Annotated in this window: 18 protein-coding genes and 1 pseudogene; 6 read left to right on the forward strand and 13 right to left on the reverse strand. The window is 54.7% G+C overall.

The features are described from left to right. Nucleotides 1–12: 12 nt before the first annotated feature. From mauJ to ACQZ5N_RS00995, 3 genes are all read right to left on the reverse strand, one after another. Nucleotides 13–1,269 (reverse strand): methylamine utilization protein MauJ, encoded by a 1,257-nt coding sequence (gene mauJ / locus ACQZ5N_RS00985; protein WP_448731826.1) that lies wholly within the window; start codon nucleotides 1,267–1,269, stop codon nucleotides 13–15. A 306-nt stretch (nucleotides 1,270–1,575) separates the two neighbouring features. After that, nucleotides 1,576–3,039 carry a hypothetical protein gene (locus ACQZ5N_RS00990; protein ID WP_448731827.1) on the reverse strand — a complete coding sequence of 488 codons (1,464 nt, stop codon included), beginning with the start codon at nucleotides 3,037–3,039 and terminating at the stop codon, nucleotides 1,576–1,578. Nucleotides 3,040–3,207: 168 nt separating this feature from the next. Next, nucleotides 3,208–3,438, reverse strand: coding sequence for a hypothetical protein (locus ACQZ5N_RS00995; RefSeq protein ID WP_448731828.1), 231 nt, complete (start codon nucleotides 3,436–3,438; stop codon nucleotides 3,208–3,210). Nucleotides 3,439–3,636: 198 nt separating this feature from the next. Here ACQZ5N_RS00995 and ACQZ5N_RS01000 point away from each other — a divergent pair, with 198 nt between their 5' ends. The 5 genes from ACQZ5N_RS01000 to ACQZ5N_RS01020 all read left to right on the forward strand — a co-directional run bounded on the left by ACQZ5N_RS01000 (nucleotide 3,637) and on the right by ACQZ5N_RS01020 (nucleotide 6,620). Further along, nucleotides 3,637–4,545 (forward strand): hypothetical protein, encoded by a 909-nt coding sequence (locus ACQZ5N_RS01000; RefSeq protein WP_448731829.1) that lies wholly within the window; start codon nucleotides 3,637–3,639, stop codon nucleotides 4,543–4,545. After that, a complete protein-coding gene (locus tag ACQZ5N_RS01005; RefSeq protein WP_448731830.1) occupies nucleotides 4,542–4,916 on the forward strand; it encodes a hypothetical protein in 375 nt (124 codons plus the stop codon). Before ACQZ5N_RS01000 ends, ACQZ5N_RS01005 begins: the two co-directional genes overlap by 4 nt. Nucleotides 4,917–5,073: 157 nt before the next feature. Then, on the forward strand, nucleotides 5,074–5,373 hold the full coding sequence (locus ACQZ5N_RS01010; protein WP_448731831.1) for a helix-turn-helix domain-containing protein: 300 nt from the start codon (nucleotides 5,074–5,076) through the stop codon (nucleotides 5,371–5,373). Nucleotides 5,374–5,764: 391 nt separating this feature from the next. After that, the gene (locus tag ACQZ5N_RS01015; RefSeq protein ID WP_448731832.1) at nucleotides 5,765–6,067 is read left to right on the forward strand and encodes a hypothetical protein; all 303 of its coding nucleotides are present in this window, start codon (nucleotides 5,765–5,767) and stop codon (nucleotides 6,065–6,067) included. A 100-nt stretch (nucleotides 6,068–6,167) separates the two neighbouring features. Beyond that, nucleotides 6,168–6,620, forward strand: coding sequence for a hypothetical protein (locus tag ACQZ5N_RS01020; protein ID WP_448731833.1), 453 nt, complete (start codon nucleotides 6,168–6,170; stop codon nucleotides 6,618–6,620). Nucleotides 6,621–6,687: 67 nt separating this feature from the next. On the opposite strand, the gene ACQZ5N_RS01025 is transcribed toward ACQZ5N_RS01020, so the two are convergent. The 6 genes from ACQZ5N_RS01025 to ACQZ5N_RS01050 form a co-directional block, all read right to left on the reverse strand. After that, the gene (locus ACQZ5N_RS01025) at nucleotides 6,688–6,933 is read right to left on the reverse strand and encodes a hypothetical protein (protein ID WP_448731834.1); all 246 of its coding nucleotides are present in this window, start codon (nucleotides 6,931–6,933) and stop codon (nucleotides 6,688–6,690) included. A gap of 133 nt (nucleotides 6,934–7,066) precedes the next feature. After that, nucleotides 7,067–8,296 (reverse strand): hypothetical protein, encoded by a 1,230-nt coding sequence (locus ACQZ5N_RS01030; protein ID WP_448731835.1) that lies wholly within the window; start codon nucleotides 8,294–8,296, stop codon nucleotides 7,067–7,069. Nucleotides 8,297–8,641: 345 nt separating this feature from the next. Further along, nucleotides 8,642–9,487, reverse strand: a complete 846-nt coding sequence (locus tag ACQZ5N_RS01035) for an HK97 family phage prohead protease (RefSeq protein ID WP_448731836.1) — start codon at nucleotides 9,485–9,487, stop codon at nucleotides 8,642–8,644. A gap of 427 nt (nucleotides 9,488–9,914) precedes the next feature. Further along, a complete protein-coding gene (locus ACQZ5N_RS01040) occupies nucleotides 9,915–10,136 on the reverse strand; it encodes a hypothetical protein (RefSeq protein ID WP_448731837.1) in 222 nt (73 codons plus the stop codon). Between the two features lie 28 nt (nucleotides 10,137–10,164). Then, on the reverse strand, nucleotides 10,165–10,815 hold the full coding sequence (locus tag ACQZ5N_RS01045; protein ID WP_448731838.1) for a hypothetical protein: 651 nt from the start codon (nucleotides 10,813–10,815) through the stop codon (nucleotides 10,165–10,167). Further along, complete coding sequence (locus ACQZ5N_RS01050; RefSeq protein ID WP_448731839.1) at nucleotides 10,812–11,165, reverse strand: hypothetical protein; 354 nt, start codon at nucleotides 11,163–11,165, stop codon at nucleotides 10,812–10,814. The genes ACQZ5N_RS01045 and ACQZ5N_RS01050 overlap by 4 nt, the downstream gene beginning before the upstream one ends. Nucleotides 11,166–11,393: 228 nt before the next feature. On the opposite strand from ACQZ5N_RS01050, the pseudogene ACQZ5N_RS01055 reads away from it, so the two are divergent. Then, nucleotides 11,394–11,807: pseudogene (locus ACQZ5N_RS01055) on the forward strand (DUF1269 domain-containing protein); the annotation flags it as partial. Between the two features lie 71 nt (nucleotides 11,808–11,878). On the opposite strand, the gene ACQZ5N_RS01060 reads toward ACQZ5N_RS01055, so the two are convergent. From ACQZ5N_RS01060 to uppE, 4 genes are all read right to left on the reverse strand, one after another. After that, nucleotides 11,879–12,529 carry a hypothetical protein gene (locus ACQZ5N_RS01060; RefSeq protein WP_448731840.1) on the reverse strand — a complete coding sequence of 217 codons (651 nt, stop codon included), beginning with the start codon at nucleotides 12,527–12,529 and terminating at the stop codon, nucleotides 11,879–11,881. A gap of 172 nt (nucleotides 12,530–12,701) precedes the next feature. Continuing rightward, the gene (locus ACQZ5N_RS01065; RefSeq protein WP_003521552.1) at nucleotides 12,702–12,851 is read right to left on the reverse strand and encodes a hypothetical protein; all 150 of its coding nucleotides are present in this window, start codon (nucleotides 12,849–12,851) and stop codon (nucleotides 12,702–12,704) included. A 79-nt stretch (nucleotides 12,852–12,930) separates the two neighbouring features. Further along, nucleotides 12,931–14,172: a polysaccharide biosynthesis O-antigen ligase family protein UppF gene (gene uppF / locus ACQZ5N_RS01070; protein WP_448731841.1), complete on the reverse strand. Its 1,242-nt coding sequence runs from the start codon at nucleotides 14,170–14,172 to the stop codon at nucleotides 12,931–12,933. Then, a complete protein-coding gene (gene uppE, locus ACQZ5N_RS01075) occupies nucleotides 14,169–15,722 on the reverse strand; it encodes a polysaccharide biosynthesis glycosyltransferase UppE (protein ID WP_080852228.1) in 1,554 nt (517 codons plus the stop codon). The genes uppF and uppE overlap by 4 nt, the downstream gene beginning before the upstream one ends. Nucleotides 15,723–15,897: the final 175 nt, after the last annotated feature.

Here is a 15,897-nt window from a genome sequence, read left to right on the forward strand (position 1 = left end):
TGGCGGATGCGCTCAGTAAACAATCTGTGCGGTATCAATGAACTGGCGGAACAGGTCCTGCCACTCGCCCACCTCACCCCTTTCCATTGCTTTGTGGATCGTTGCCATGTCCGTGGAAAGGATCAGCGCATAGATGTGACCACCCTTTTCTTTTACTTGTTGCCGAATACGTTCCAGCATTTTCTGCTGATCGCCATTTTGATAGCTGAGCTTACGAAGTTGTTCTAATTGCTCGCTCGTTATTCTCACCGCAGACGGTAAGGCACTTTGTGGCGGCCCAAACGGTTCCATCTTTACAGCCGTGCCTGAGAAATTAAGGTCGAAATGACCGTCAGAGTCTACCGGGACAATAGTTTGGATGTGAGCTACTGGTGTGGCCTTGTAGTGCACATACGTAGACGGTACCCCCATCACCAAGGAATCATCGGACATTTCTTTGAGGAACTGCCTGACTAGGGCCTTCCACAATAGTCGCCCGAGCGTGTCGACCACACTTTCATGCGGATCGGGCAGCGAACCTTCTATTTCCTTGAGCGTTGCGCCATGCATGAGGCTGTTGCGGGTCTTGTCGAGAAGAGCCACCGTTGCGTCGTCGCAATCCTCATCCGCATCCATCAGCAAGGCACGGATAGCCTGTTTTGCATAAGGCTTATGCTGCGGATGGGTTTCGCACTTTTCGCAATAGAGGGCGGAATGACAGTGTGGGCATTTGTCATTCACCTTCGTAGTTGGCTTCTGAAACTCGGCCACGATCTCTAGTGCAAACCAGAAGTAGGTGAATTGGTCGTCTGGCGCAGAGGAGTCTACTCCCAATCGATACCATCGCAGAGCACGTCTGATAGCCGGCGGAATGTCAAACTCCAGCAGACGTTCGATTGTCTTAGCGTGCGCATGATCTAGGAACGGTTGCGGATCATCGTATTCGATCCGATCGCCCCACATGCGGACATCTCTCATTGCGCCTTTAAGCGATGGTTCGGCATCGACAATTTGCCGTATCCTGTGCTTTCGGAAACTAGAGCCAGTCGTAAATGCAAGCATATTGAGACAGGTGGCCAAATGGTCTCCTGCCACGTCAGCGGCCTTACCCAATGCCTCGGCGTCAAAATAGATATGGACCGAAAGTAAGAACGGTGTTGTGTACTCTGTACGTGGGATATTCCTGATACGCGCTTTGAAGGCACTGCGAGGGTCACTGATATTCAGCACCTGACCATCAGCTACCACCGATAGATCAGAAGCAACTTCGAAGTTAGCTACACAGCGCATGGATGGTATTCCTAACGAAAATGCGTGGCTTTGGAGTGTTCACAATAGCGCAAGAAGGCGCGAACTGCGTCTAGATCAGGGCGTTGGGCGACAAGGGTTATTTTAGGTGCCACATTACCCTACGATAAAATTAAATAAAAACAACATATTAAAATAATTATTGGGGATTGTGTATGTTAATTCAATGTAGTGTGTCTAATCCTATTGATTACTAATATACAAGTGGTTTTATGGTTGTTTGTGAGGGTGGGTGGACTCCCCTTTTCACCCTTTTTACCCAACAACCTTCTTTTGATGACTATGGATTTACTTCTTGTTTTTGCACAAATCCCAATCGATCTGGTAGCATTTTCCAGACAACCCGTGCTCCTTTGCGCTCTCCTGTGCGACATCGGTTAATGCCCCTGTGGCAAGGAGTGTTGCGATAGCCTCGCGCAAAAGATCAGTAGGTTCCTTTGTTCCGATAGCTCTGAATGCTGCGTAACCTCCGAGAGTATCGAGAATCCATGCGTAAGGAACAATGCCGTTTTTCTTTGCAATCGTGGACAGGCGAGAACTTTGGCTTCGCGGAAAGGATTCTAGCAGGCACTTCCGCAAGGCGGCGACTCTTTGAATGGCACCCGTACCTGTCTCATTCGCGCGGTATTTGTCGAGAATCCATTTGCGTTCACGATACGTGAATTCCAAAGCCCAGTTCATCTCGGCATAGGTAATTACTGGGGCATCAGGATTATTCGGGATGGCGAGGCTGGCAGCGATTGACCATGCCTGCGCAAGTGATCGGTTGAAAATTTCGTACTCTATGCGGTCGCGCTCGTGGGACAGCTTATCAACAACTGTCCCTTCATATTGGTTCAATAAGGCTTCCGCGTGCCGGTCTAGCATGACTTCGATCATGTCCGGGCGAATGTTCGCATCCACGACCCGCGCAACCTTAGAACCGAGAGGAAGAAACTTCATTATCACAGGGGCGGAGAATTCATGACGCATCCGCTTGTTCCGCAGTCCGCGATGATTGCGAGTGCAGTCGAGGATTGTGAATCTGTTTATCAGGCCGTCACGTGCAGACTGTTCGTCAATCGAAGCGTAGAACCTGTCAGCTTGTCCCTCGCACAGAAGAGTCAGGCTCGGACTGTAACATACGTTGACTGCCGAGTCCCCTTTGGACGCGTTGATATACGCGTCCTGCCGCTTGCCGAGGTCGCTTTTAAATCTGATATCGAGCAGTGCCGCCTTCTTGCTCGCCCCATGGGTGTCGCGGTCATTTTGCATCTCTTGAAACAGAAATGATGCCTCGTTGAACACTGACCACTGACGAGGATGCGTTGCCATGTGTTTTTTGATTGCCGGGCCACTCGCAAAATTGGCAGGGCCGATCAGGGTTTCACTTAGTGCCGGAAGCTGAATTGCGATGCCAATTTGATCTATGAATGTGGCCTGACCTTTCGTTGTCATGTCTTTACCCGATCCAGTCTCGGCGAGGGTCATTAAATGGATCGTCGTGGCAAGACCGTTCGCGTGGTACGAGCGCTGAGTGAGACCTGCGATGGCGGTGAGCGCCCATCCGATTGCCATGGTTTCATTGGGGTACGGCATCATTTCCAGATATTCGCGAGCGAGTTCCCCGACAGGCCCAGGAGGAAACGTTGTGACGAATCTTGGAGTCGTATCATACTCTGGGCTTACCGGAGTAGGCGTAACAGGTGGTGCAAGCGGAACTACATTTGCAGTATAGCTCTCTGCGTTAAAGGTTAGTTTGAAGTCTGTCATAATAATACTCCTTGCATTAACTGCAATATTGTGCAATACAAGGAATCCTTGCATTGTAGTTGATCATTTAAACCCTTCGAGTTACGCCCTCGGAGGGTTTTTTTTGGACCATTTCGGGTTTGATCAACCGGGAGGCACAAGGTTGCCTCAATATGTGACGCACGCACGTTACAGCGCGGAAGGCGCATTATGATCTTTCGTCGCATCTTCGCAAATCTCGAAACCATAACGCGCGGCCAACTTGTCGAGGATGTCGGATACCCGAGAGTAGTGCTTGCTACCTGCCACGAAGCGTTGAAATATCTGGTAATCGACATCGAGTTCCCGCGAAATAGCCGCAAGGGACCTCTCATCATTTGCCCGGACGCGAATAGCGTTAATGAATTCCGAAGGCTTCACTTCCATTTCCTTTCAAGTAAATGCATAAGACTATGAGACGATAACACATCGTATCGTAAATTACTTTTGAGTTTATACGATTTTTTATTTATTTTTTACTGTATTGAAAATCTATTTCATTGCATATTATCGTGTTGTCACATGAAACGCGAAGGGAAATACTATGGTTCTTAGATTCACGGCGTGGACATCTCAATCATGACGCACACGACCCCTGTGGCGCTGTCACCACTATTCGAGCACCGGACGTGGGTTAATTGGGAGTTCGCGGACACGCGGAAACGACCTCTTCAACCTAACGGGCGCTGGGCAAAGACCGATGACGATCAAACGTGGTCAACGTACCCCCAATGCGCCGCACGCGTGGTCACCCTCGCTGACGCGGAACGCAAGGTAACCCCGGGGTATGACCCTAAATCACTCGTGCGGGGTGTCGGGTTCGTCCATTCGCGTAAAACGAATGTCCTGACCATAGACATTGACGCGAAAAAGGTTGGTGGGCCGAAAGACCCACGGTTCGGCTGGATGCTCGACATCTACAATTCTACGCACACGTATGCGGAAACATCGCCATCGGGCAGGGGATGTCACATCATGGGGACATATCACGGTGACCTCGGTGACGAGATCGAAGATCGCATCGGTAACGGTGTCGATTTGCGGGGCTGCGTTGATCTGTTCTGCAATCACGGCTTCGTCACAGTGACAGGTGACGTTTGCCGCGATCTGCCGCTACTCGACATTACGGAGGTCGTTCACAAACTTCTCGTTTCCGAAGGTATCGACAGGCGGACGGAGGGACTTCCACAGGGTGTGTGCCTCGATCCGAACATGACTTATGAGGAGGCCTACAATCTGGCGACAGCCAATGTTGGCATGATCTTTCACAAGTTCCTCAGTACCCCTGTCGAGCCCGGATGTCGTGCCTACAACAGCGCCGTCTATTATCTTATCAAGGAGCTTCGGAAAGTGGGGTGTCCAGCATCCACGGCCTACCGCATGATCCGCAGCTCTCCTGTAACCACACAATCACAGGTGCCGGAAGGCCGTGAATCTCGGGCTGAAAAGCTCGCACGAATCTTTGACAAAACATGGAGCAAGAAATGAGAATCTTCGCGGTCGCCCTTGCAGCAATTATTTCCGCAACCCCTGCACAGGCCGAAAAACTAACCGCATCAAAACATGTGGAAATGGGTGTAATTCAGGCGATATACGATCACTGTTCGACCTTGATTGAGATGGGCGAGAAGTACGCAGAGTGGGATTATGAAATATCTCAAGCGAGGACTAAGCAGGAGACTGCGCTATACGAGCATGGGTATGAAAGTGTGGCCGCGTCTTTCGATGTTGTTATGGGTAGTCTTAACTCGGAAGCGTGGGTTGCAGCAGAGGTTGAAAAATTATGCGTAGCGCAATCAATAACCTTCCTTGATACTGGAATTTTTCGTCTGAAGAACGACAAAAGAAAAATACCCTGAGAATCTACCTGTAATAATATTGGTGCCCTCCGAGTGTAGATTCGGAGGGTTTATTGTTTGGCGTCAGTATATTTGTTATCGGAAACGATAATTCTATTTACGGAAATGATAATTCATTATTACATTGTAAATAACGAATAATGGAGAAATCAATACTGTGTCTGAACTTACACCGGAAGGTACAGCTATCCCGATGAACCTCTACATGCTTGTCGAGGGTGTAAAGCGCAAGATCAAGGCAGCACCGCGCAAGGGCTTCGAGAAGCTCGCGGTGGACGCGGACGTTTCCGTGCCGACCCTGTACGCAATCATTGCTGATAGGCGCATGCCGTCGATTGAGACGCTGCAAAAGCTCTGTGATCACTTCGGCATCAAGGTGTCAGTCGTGGCACACGAGACGGTGCAGCATGTCGCATCAGCCAATGACGCAGTCGACGTCAAGCTGGTCAAGCTCTGAGCGAGGATAATTGCGATGTTCGCGGCATACACCACAGGGGGTGCACGATGAGAACCAAACTCGGTCAGGAACGTGAATGGGACGGCACGCATATCGGTATCCATTTTGGCCCTATCCGCATGCCAAGGGAAATTGCAATGGCATGCTTCGTGCATGGGACCATTCCCCTTCAAGACGTCATGGTGAAGCGTCACGGCATCACGCTGGAAGGCCCGTTCTATCCGCTCCCGCCGGAACTCTGGTTCCTGCAACGTCTCTGGCAGTACGCGCTCGAACGCGTCACCAAGGAGAACCTTTATCACCATCCGTTCGAGTACCACGTCCAGTACATCGAATGTAAGCACGGCATGCCTTTCAAATTCTACGACAAGATGGCAAGCAGGTTCGCGGATTGCAATCCGACATCGTTCAGTTCCTTGCGCATGAGTGGGAATCGCGGGTGCATGTGCTCCCCCAAATCATTCTCAACGAGGAAGGAACCATCGGCGTGGCTGTTGAGCGCAAGCTGCGGGTGCACATGCAAACGCTGCTTCAGTTCAATGACATTTCGTCACGGCATCAGAATGACTTCTACGAGCGGATGCGAATTGAACATCCCGATGACTACGAGCGTGGACACAGCACGCCGGTATTTGTCGATGCCGACAGATCGCTCGGCCTCAAGAGGCGAGAACTGCCCGACTGGCATCACTGAACACAATCAGCATGCGCAGCAGGGTGCCATGCTGTAGGGGCTACGCGTCGCTTTCTCCGTGATGTGTAGCCCCACCCATCAATCAGAAAGGAAATGAAAAATGGCAGTGCATACCATCCCCGGTGAGGGCAGGAAGCAGGTTGTTGCGAAACTCAATTCGATGTCGGCATTCGAGGTCATCAGCCTTGCCGAGGTGACAGGTATCGGCGCGGCGCGTCTCGCGAAGTACGCGGAAAGCACCGGTTCCGGGATTCCTGCGGATCATCTAGAAGCCATCGTCGCCCGCGCCTTTGATGGAAACGTAAGATATGTAGCCGGTGACGATTCCTTGGCGCTCATTATCCACAAACAGCCGGATATCCCCATTGAGGGTGTTGGCGACGTCTACAACTCTCACGATGACGACGAAGTTCTGGTAAGCCCCCCTGTGGTCCTCGCGGCAGAGCCTCGCACTATTCAGGAACGGATGGCTCGCATCAACGCCGTATCCGGGGAAGGTGAATCCGTTTACTCGGGACCGAATGATCCGACTGGCGCGATGTTCCGGCGCTAATCCTTCGGTAGTGAGCAGAAACACAAGGAAAGCCCTGCGATAGTCAAACTGTCGCGGGGCTATTCGTTTAGCGGGAGGCTGCCAGATCCCGCGCATGCATGTTATTCAGCCTGCTTTCGAGCTGTGCCAGCTTGGCTTCGAGTTGGCTAATCGGTTTGTCCACGGCGGCGATTATCTGCTGCCTATGGTCTGCCATGGCGCTATCAACAGCATTGGATGCTGCCTTCATTGTCGTCAGGTACGTGACTGCAACCAAACACGTCAAAATCCCTGCATATTTCGTCAGTGACGCGGCAACTGCTTTGTGTCGCACGTTGATTACCCTCTTATCATTTTGCGCATTCTGCGGTCCTCTGTGCATGACAACTAGACCTCTATGTATTGGTTGGCGTTCATGTTCTGGAAATATCGCTCACCCTGCCACCCAGTTGCCAGGGTTGAGTTGGTCAACTGACGACGAGGCAAGCCCCAAGGCTGGCATTCCCATTGGGGAGTGCTGACAAAATCCCGTCCTCACCGCTGTTCCTGACCGAGAAGGACATAGCTACCCGATTGTTTATAACCACGATGTCAAACTCAGCGTTATCGTAACGGCCATGGTAATAGTAGTCCCACGCATACTCGCTGGTTGGGGTGCTGTTATTAAAGATGTTCGGTTCCGTTACCGTATACGGATAAGCCTCACCTGCGCAGAATGTGCTCAACACGGGCATTGCTACTGAGCTTGTGGATGCCACAGGGGCGTCGAGCGTGAAAGCCGGGGGTTCGGTGTTAGGACCGGCAACGCCGAAACCTGAGTCGGCAATTACCACCGCCTTGATAGCGCGAGACGGTCTGAAGATCATGCAACCATTTGCGGTCGTTTGTCCGACACTAAGCGGAACACGATTGGTCACAATGTCCTGCGCTGTAAGAACCTTGTAGACCATCTGAACGGCATAACGAAGATCAGCGGAGCTTCCGGACATCGCGAGATTCCAGCCATCCGGTACTGCGACGGCGGCAGCATTTCCAGTTTGGTTGTAGACGTGATTGACTATGACCGCGAGATCGCCTTCCAGAGTGCCGGTAGGGAAAGTCATGAAGCTCGCATAACCACCCCAGTAGTCCGTCCGATAGACCATGCTTAGGGGCGCGGGAAGGTGCGCCACGTCCTCCTCGTATTTGTCAACGCGCTGCGTAAAGGATTCCGTCGCGGTGGTGCAGGTCACGTCCCCCGCGCAAGCTGTGCCTGCACTTAAAGCCTGTGTGTAAGTCCGTTCGATGTCGGCTAGTGCGTTAACGTAGAGTGCCTGCTCTTCGGGGCTCGCAGGAAAAACTGCCGCGTGAATCTCATTGATGGCACTGATAGCGGCATTGCGTGCGGCGGTAACACATGCGTCATGTGCAAGGTTTGCCGCGGAAATCAAGGCGCGCACCTCGTCAGGTGTCTCCATAACGCGGGTGTGGTGTTGGCTCATGCATTGGCAGGCAACGCTGAACAAGTACACGATAGCACGGCGAAGCTCATCCTCAGGAACAACCAGCCTGTCAGCGGCTTTTTGCTCATCAAGGTCAATAAGATACTTCTTGCGCTGTGCAATGATTGTCCGGTATTCCCGGCATGCTGCAATGGTGTTCGCGTCCAATGTCCACTCATTGCCGGTCGGGTAAATGTGAAGCACAATCTGCGCCATCAGTTGACACCCCTTGTGGCAGGTCGAGTGCCCGGAACTCGCCAGTTGCTTCTTGAGCAAAAGCTACCACTGTCTGCGAGGGTAAGTAGGATAGTCCGTAGCGCGGAGAGTGTATTGACGCCGCGAGGGGTTTGAAGATTGCTCATCATGGCGAGCACTCGCAGCATGATATAGAGGCAACTCATTTGTCGTCACCTTCCGAGGGCTGTATGGGGGGCACGGCAACCGTCTGCGTTGGTTTGTTGGTCGTGCGCGACAGGTACTGCCCATTGGCAACCTTTGCGAAATTCGCACGCGTCTCAGCAACCCACTTGTTGCCGGTCTCTGTCATCTTCGCTGACATGATTACCTCATCTGTGCCGCGGGATTGGCCGGGAAGGTCACAACTGACACCTCGAAAAGGTCACCCCTGTTGATCTGGAGATATTCGCGCTTATTCGCGTCCTCCTTCCATTCGGAGTCCTGTAGGAAGAACCCGACACTAAAGGATAGCCCCCCTGCTGCGAGGATCGCCGCGTACCGATCCGTGACGTAACCAATGTCCAGAGCCAGTTGCGCGCCGATTGCGAGACCAGTTGCATCGTATCGCAGTGACGTGATGGCGCCCGCCGGCTTGCTGGCATCGTGATCGAGCAGGAGCTTAATGCCTTCCGGACCGGTCAGGCCACGCTTCTTGATGGACTCCGTAAAAGCGCCATTCATGACGACGTGGCGGGACAGGTCCATCGCGGGAGTTGATGCATAGCCCTTGATAGCGCCTGTCTCGGACGGTGCGAACTTGAACACTGCACCGGCACTTGACATTGCGAACGATTTGACAAGCGAGCCGATGGTTTCGGTGGACAGGGAAATTGCGTGGCATTCGAGCGCCGCAACCTTTGCCATCAAGGAAACCTTCGCAATGGTCGCGGCAACGTCAAAAGGGTCGTGGTTGTCCTCAAGTGCCACAGGGGGCCGCACCTTCTCGCCCGTGCCGTCCCACTTGACGACGCGCTTGTGCAACCAGCCGTCGTATGTGGCCGATGCGCGCACGAGTGTTTCGGCGTTCGCATAGCCTGCGCGCTTCAGCATGCTGATCGCGCCGTCCGGAGTCGCTGCGTGTTTGATGATGTTGCTGACCGCGTTGGCGTCGTTGCGGGACTTTACATAGTCCCGGCTAATCAGCAGCTTTTCAAGTTCGGATTGTTTCATGTCTCACTCTCCGCATGGTGGGAGAGGCGTGCGAGTCGGACTATACTAAGGCTACATGAGCCATCCGGAAAAGCACATGAATCTGCAAGAGATTTTGCCTCGTTTGATGCAACGATGCGCGGAAATGTGAAGTATTGTCAAGTATTACTTTTGGAACGATGTTATTTTGTTGAAAATGTTCACAACTATACTTTTAGTTAATCGATGCTTTTGCGATTATATTTGTCTATTATTTAATCGATGCCGGCTGAGTAGATCGTATACATTCGTGACGCCTGCGCTGCGGCGGGCATATATAAGGGACACTGGGATATCCAACTCCACAGCCCATTCGGTTGCTGTCATGGTGTCGCCATCGAGCGTTATGAGTGTCTTGTTTCCGCGTCGCTCGATACCATTCGGTTTTATTGCCTGTTCCTGTCGCATGTTATGCCACCTTTACGAACCAGTTCTTGACGCGGGAAAGCAAACCCTCATGCCCGTACCACACGCGTTGCCGGATACCCTGTGCGGCCTGCTCGTAAGGGGAGGCATCTCGTACTATGTTGGTACGGCGTCGGAGCGCCCGCTCATATTCGGCATCCGCAATGACGCGATCCCGACGCGACATCTCACGCTGCGCAATGCGCCTTAGCGCGTTCTCGTGCATGGCATCTGCATAGGTACGTTCTCCGGGCTTAACTGGTCGTAATATCGCTCGCATGTTCTCTTCCTGCGGCTGAAAGGCCTATCGGCCGTGCAATGTTCGGTTTTTTGTCGTCACGCAGAGAGGCAAGAATCTCGTCTATTTCTGCATTAAGCTCCGCTGCAATTTCGGCTTTACGCGCCCGTGTCCTGTCACGGTTCGCTTCCTTGTATTTCTGGAGATCGACTAGAACGGCGTTCCTGTCTATTTCATCGGGACGCGTAGCCTTCGGGGCAGGGGCATCAACGTGTGTGACCCCTGTGATACTTGCAGTGTCTGCGTTCTCGCGGGTGGGCTGCTCAGGGTTCGCGGGCGCATCGACCAGCACGGGAATGCGCGGTTGTTGTTCAGGCAGGACGTCCAGATGCGCGAAACCTGCAATCCACATGTCGTCCGGAATTTGTTCGATCCAGTCAGGTCTTTCCGGGAGGAATTTGGCTGCCGGTATGACGAGAACGGTTTGGGATGCCTGTTCCACAGGGGGTGTATCGAAACACCGGAAGGCGTCACCGTACTCGCCAATCTGCCAAATACTCAGCGCTGAGTTTGTTGCGACCTTAGCATCCGGCGTGAAGATGCCAGCACGTTCGAGCTTTGTACGGCGCTGTTGGATTCGATCAATGACGGCATCGGCAACGTTCATGTGTTGACTGCCCCATCAATTCTCCGCCCATGCTGTAACTGGTGAACAAGGTCCTTGTTCTCGCGCTCAAGGGCGATGCGGGCGCGTTCCATGTCGAGAAGTTTCGCCGATTGATCCGCCGCGACAGCCTTAAGAACCATATCGAGGTCGGGCCGCGTGATTAGCTGCTGCGCGTAAAGCTGCATTCCCGCTGCCGTCTGTTGCTCAAGCGGGAGTTCTGCCAACTGCTTGAGAGCATCAGGATCACCGCTGAATAGCTCGGCGTCGTCCACGCGTGCGGCCTTGTCAATATACTCCGCAGCCTCCTTGCGAGTTCTGTAGTCAGGGCAGGACTTCGCCAGCGTCGTCAATGTTGCCCGAGCCTCCTTGACTTGCTCAGCCGTGAATCCACGCAAGGCCCTTTTGAGTGCCAAGGGGATCGGCGGAGGGGGAGGTGGTGCAGGTATCGACATCGTGCGCGCCTTTCATCATGCGCACATAATGGGTCGATACTGCGGGGTACGCAACGGGGTATATGAAATATATTTTGATCTAAACCATTGGAATTATTTCTTAATAAGTGTTCAATTGTCATTTGCGATGAAGATGGCAAGGTGCATCTGAAACAGAGCGTCAATCTGACGGCGATCGGCGCAAGCTCCGGTTTCCTGTCCGGCGGTCTCTGGGGCGGCCTCGTCGGCCTGCTGTTCCTCAATCCGCTGGCGGGATTTGCCATCGGCGGCGCCATCGGTGCCGGCACGGGCGCTCTTGCGGGCTCGCTGACGGATTTCGGTATCGATGACGATTTCATCAAATCGCTCGGCGAGACCATCCCCAACGGTTCTTCGGCGCTGTTCGTGCTGATCCGTAAGGTGCAGCCGGAAAAGGTGCTGGCGGAATTCGAAGGCCTGCGCGGGCGGGTCATCAAGACGTCGCTGTCGCCGGCGCAGGAAGCGCAGTTGCAAAAGGCGCTTTCCGGCGGAGCCGAACCGGCTGCCGCGCCTGCCGTCTGAGCAGACGATGAAAGTGAGGCTGCGGCAGGTTCCATGTCGCAGCCATCCGTTCGGGCATCGGGGAATTCGGCTTATACGGTCAAAGTGCCGTTTTTCGCCTGCGGCCAGGTGAGATAATAATAGCGGCTGCCGACGCTGCCGAAAAACGCGTTGTCGCCGGAAACGGTATCGACATAGGCGCCGGTTTCGCTTCTCGCATAGGCCGAGCCGTCGCGCTTGAGATGGTCTTTTAGAAAGTCGCTCCACCCCGTCATGGCGATATCCGTGGCCGGTCTGGAGGTGGTTTCTGTATCGGAGGCCACATCCCAGGCCTTGATTTGCGCACCCTCGGCGGGATCGGAGACGGTCAGCGTGCCGGCCGTCAAAGCCTCCAGCATGGCCTTGGCCTGCGAAGCCTTGTCCGGATCCGCGGTCAGTTCTTCCAGCGTCTCCTTCAGCTCCTTCATGAAATCGGCCTTGGTAATATCGCCGGAAGAAAGCTGGGTGTCCGTGTCGTCGGTCTGCGCATCCTCGTTCGAGGTCTGGGCATATTGCGCCAGAAGCTGCGTGAGCCGCGTGTTGGTGGAAGACGAGGAGGAGGTGTCCAGCCCGTAGGAATCGAGGAGAGACGTCCGCGTCGAGGAGGAGGATGTGGCGGCGGAATTGTCTTCCTGCTCCTTGATGGCCTTGAGGGCCAGTCTGGTGGCGGTGAGGCGTGTGGACAGGTCGATGGAGAAGACCATTGCGCTAGCTGTTTCCTTGATCGGGCGATACGCATCATTCGTACCGAACCGGCTCGGCGGGCATCGATCCCGCCTTTCGTCTCCTCTCATAAGAAGACCGGGCGAATCCCTGCCGTGTTCGGCTTGGGATGCACCCGGTCTTAATGGTCGGACTTTGCGCGACGCTTGCGGATCAGTTCTCCTGAACGGAGACGCCGTTCGGGCCGATATTCATCTCGATCCCCTTCGGCTTGCTTTCCTCGTGCCAGACATAGATGCCGAGGCCTGCGATGACCACGATGAGCGCGCCGATGATGAGATAGAGATTATTGGTCTGCGTCATTAAGATGTCTCCCCGTTTGACAATCAGAATCCGGGGCTAAACGCATGAAATGGCGTAAGGTTCCGTAAGGGCAAGCGTTTTAGGCGGCACGCGTGCGGCGGCGCAGGCTTTCGCGTTTTTCAAGCGCCATGCATCCCCACAATATGCCGAGCAGCAGGAAGAAGTGTCGCCAGTGGTCGGTATCGATGACGGCGCCGATCATCACATGTCCCACGAAAGTTACCCAGGAAATGATGAGGAACGGCTGCCAGGGCCGTGGCCGCAGCAGGTACCTGAACCCGGCGGCAATGGTCCAGCAGATCAGAACCAGATAGATCACGAAACCGAACCAGCCATGCGTCGTCAGGCTCTTCAGCCAGATATTATGTTCGGCGGCGGGAAAGATATTGTCGAACACCATGGGGCCGATACCGAGCGGGTGTTCCATGGCGAGCAGGAAGCCGAGATAGTGGCGGGCAAAACGTCCGAGATGGCCGCCGTCATAAGATTGTACCGCCGAAGCGCGGCTGGAGAACAGATCCGCCACCTGCTTGAACTGCAGCGCGATGATGACCGCCGCGACCATCAGCCCGGCGGCGACGAGAAACAGCACGAGGATTTTCAGGCGAAACGCGGCCGTCCGCTCCTTCAGCAGCATCACGAAGACGAGGAGGATGGTGGCGAACAGAAACAGGCCCCAGGCCGCGCGCGAGAACGACAGGAACACAGCAAGCGACAGGATGAGCAGCCCGGCGATCCGCCAGGGTGCATGCATCGCCTTGCCGGTGAGAAGGCCGTAAATGAGGTAGAGCGAGGGCGTCACCAGAAAGGGACCGAAAACGTTCGGGTCCTGAAAGGCGCCCTTGGCGCGGTCGTAAAGGGTGAAGACCTCGAAACCCGGAATGGCGTGGAAATATCCGATGATGCCGAGCAGGGCGGTGATCAGCGCCGCCGCAAGCCAGGCCCGGAAAATCAAAAGCAGCCGCTGGTATTTGTCCTCTATGATCGCTGCATAGAAAACCGAGGTCAGCGCCAGAAAGGTCGAGACGGCGAGATAAAGCGGTCCCTCATCCAGATCGGCCATGGTGGTGAGCGAAAGATAACCGCCGACATTGAAGGCAAGCAGCAGGCACAGAAGCAGGATGACGGTGCGCGAAAGGCGAAGGCCGAGCAGGAACCACAGGGCCACCTGTCCCACCATCATCAGCTCATAGGGCGCCGGCTCGGAAATGACGAAACCGGAAAGGAACACGCCGAATGCGATGAAGAACGAACCGACGAGCCGCATGGCGGCCAGCGGCGCGTCGAAATCCGGTGCGTGCTGGTAGCCGGTGTGGGTCAATAGGCGTTTTCCGATTTCAGCAGCCGTATCGGCGTGAGGAACAGGATTTTCAGATCGAGGAACAACGACCAGTTCTCGATGTAATAGAGATCGTATTCGGTGCGGAACTTGATCTTGTCGCCATGGTCGATCTCGCCGCGCCAGCCGTTGATCTGCGCCCAGCCGGTAACACCGGGCTTGACCTTGTGGCGCGCGAAATAGTGCTCCACCACCTCGGTATATTTCAGGTCGCCCGTCTGGGCATGAACGGCATGCGGGCGCGGTCCGACGAGCGAAAGGTCGCCGTAAAGAACGTTGAAAAGCTGCGGCAGCTCGTCCATCGAGGATTTGCGCAGGAAGCGGCCGACGGGCGTGACGCGCGGGTCGTTCTTCGTCACGGCCTTTTTCGCGGTCGGATCGCTGAGTTCCGTATACATGGATCGGAACTTCCAGACGTTGATCGTCTCATTGTTGAAGCCGTGGCGCTTCTGCTTGAAAAGGACCGGGCCTTTCGAGGTTGTTTTCACGGCAATTCCCGCGCCCACCATCACCGGCCATAAAAGGGCGATGCCGATGAGGCTGAAGGTGATGTCGAACACCCGTTTCGCCACCGAATCCCAGTCGCGGATCGGCTTGTCGAACACATCGAGCATCGGCACCTTGCCGACATGGGAATAGGCGCGGGGGCGGAAACGCAATTTATTGGCATGCGCCGCGATGCGGATATCGACCGGCAGCACCCACAGCTTGCGCAGAAGCTGGAGAATGCGCGCCTCGGCGCTGAGCGGCAGGGCGATGATCAGCATGTCCAGCTTCGTCAGCCGGGCAAATTCCACCAGCTCCGCAAAGGTTCCGAGCTTGGGATAGCCGGCGACAACCTCGGGAGAACGGGCGCTTTTCCGGTCATCGAAGATACCGCAGATGCGGATATCGTTATCGGACTGCTGCTCCAGCGAGCGGATAAGGTCCTTGGCGGTATCGCCGCCGCCGACGATGACGGCACGGCGTTCCATGACGCCGTTGCGGCCCCAGTGGCGAATGGCGAAGCCGAGGATCAGCCGCCCGGCGAAGATTGCGACCGCACCCGTTGCATACCAGATGCCGAAGGCCTGCCAGGAATGCAGCGCATCGGGAAAGAAGAGGAGAAGGAAACAGGCAATTCCCACGAAGGAAAGGCACACTGCGCCCTGAATGCGGGCGAACATCTTCAGCGGCGTGCGCAGCGTCGGAAGCTGATAGCAATCACCGGCCTGCAACAGAAACACGCAGAGCGCCGCCCCCAGCACGCCGCCGCCGAAAACCGACAGAAAGGTTTCGAGACCGCGATCGGCTGCGATGCCGTTGACGATGGCGGCGATGACGACGAGCATCGTGAATTCCAGAAGCCGCAATTGCCCGATCACCATGTTGGGTGAATGGTTGCCGGCGCGAAGCTGGTTGGCGATCTGCCGTGCAAGCGGATTGAGAACGACGGTTTCGGAGGCCGAAGCCCCGCCGGCTTCATGGTCGGAGAGTTTCTTGCGCAATGACGCCAGATCGAATTGCAGCCTGTCCTTGTCAGTCTTGGTCATTGCCTTGGTCCGCACCCTCCAGCGCATCGGCCTTAAAATCGCATTGGATTTTCGACCGGAACGATGCGCAACCTCAAAGTGGTAGAGCGCCCTTTGTGCATCCGAATGGACACGCGCGCTCTACGAGCAGAAAACTAGCCGAAACATGCTAAGAAACGTTTATGATGAGTTTCTA

It is taken from the genome of Agrobacterium sp. 22-221-1 (assembly GCF_053522445.1).

Coding starts and splice junctions, on each gene's coding strand:
- ACQZ5N_RS01020 (WP_448731833.1), top strand. CDS start 6,168: ATGGCAGTGCATACCATCCCCGGTGAGGGCAGGAAGCAGGTTGTTGCG.
- ACQZ5N_RS00990 (WP_448731827.1), bottom strand. CDS start 3,039: ATGACAGACTTCAAACTAACCTTTAACGCAGAGAGCTATACTGCAAAT.
- ACQZ5N_RS01030 (WP_448731835.1), bottom strand. CDS start 8,296: ATGGCGCAGATTGTGCTTCACATTTACCCGACCGGCAATGAGTGGACA.
- ACQZ5N_RS01005 (WP_448731830.1), top strand. CDS start 4,542: ATGAGAATCTTCGCGGTCGCCCTTGCAGCAATTATTTCCGCAACCCCT.
- ACQZ5N_RS01000 (WP_448731829.1), top strand. CDS start 3,637: ATGACGCACACGACCCCTGTGGCGCTGTCACCACTATTCGAGCACCGG.
- ACQZ5N_RS01045 (WP_448731838.1), bottom strand. CDS start 10,815: ATGAACGTTGCCGATGCCGTCATTGATCGAATCCAACAGCGCCGTACA.
- ACQZ5N_RS01040 (WP_448731837.1), bottom strand. CDS start 10,136: ATGCACGAGAACGCGCTAAGGCGCATTGCGCAGCGTGAGATGTCGCGT.
- ACQZ5N_RS01035 (WP_448731836.1), bottom strand. CDS start 9,487: ATGAAACAATCCGAACTTGAAAAGCTGCTGATTAGCCGGGACTATGTA.
- ACQZ5N_RS01060 (WP_448731840.1), bottom strand. CDS start 12,529: ATGGTCTTCTCCATCGACCTGTCCACACGCCTCACCGCCACCAGACTG.
- ACQZ5N_RS01065 (WP_003521552.1), bottom strand. CDS start 12,851: ATGACGCAGACCAATAATCTCTATCTCATCATCGGCGCGCTCATCGTG.
- mauJ (WP_448731826.1), bottom strand. CDS start 1,269: ATGCGCTGTGTAGCTAACTTCGAAGTTGCTTCTGATCTATCGGTGGTA.
- uppE (WP_080852228.1), bottom strand. CDS start 15,722: ATGACCAAGACTGACAAGGACAGGCTGCAATTCGATCTGGCGTCATTG.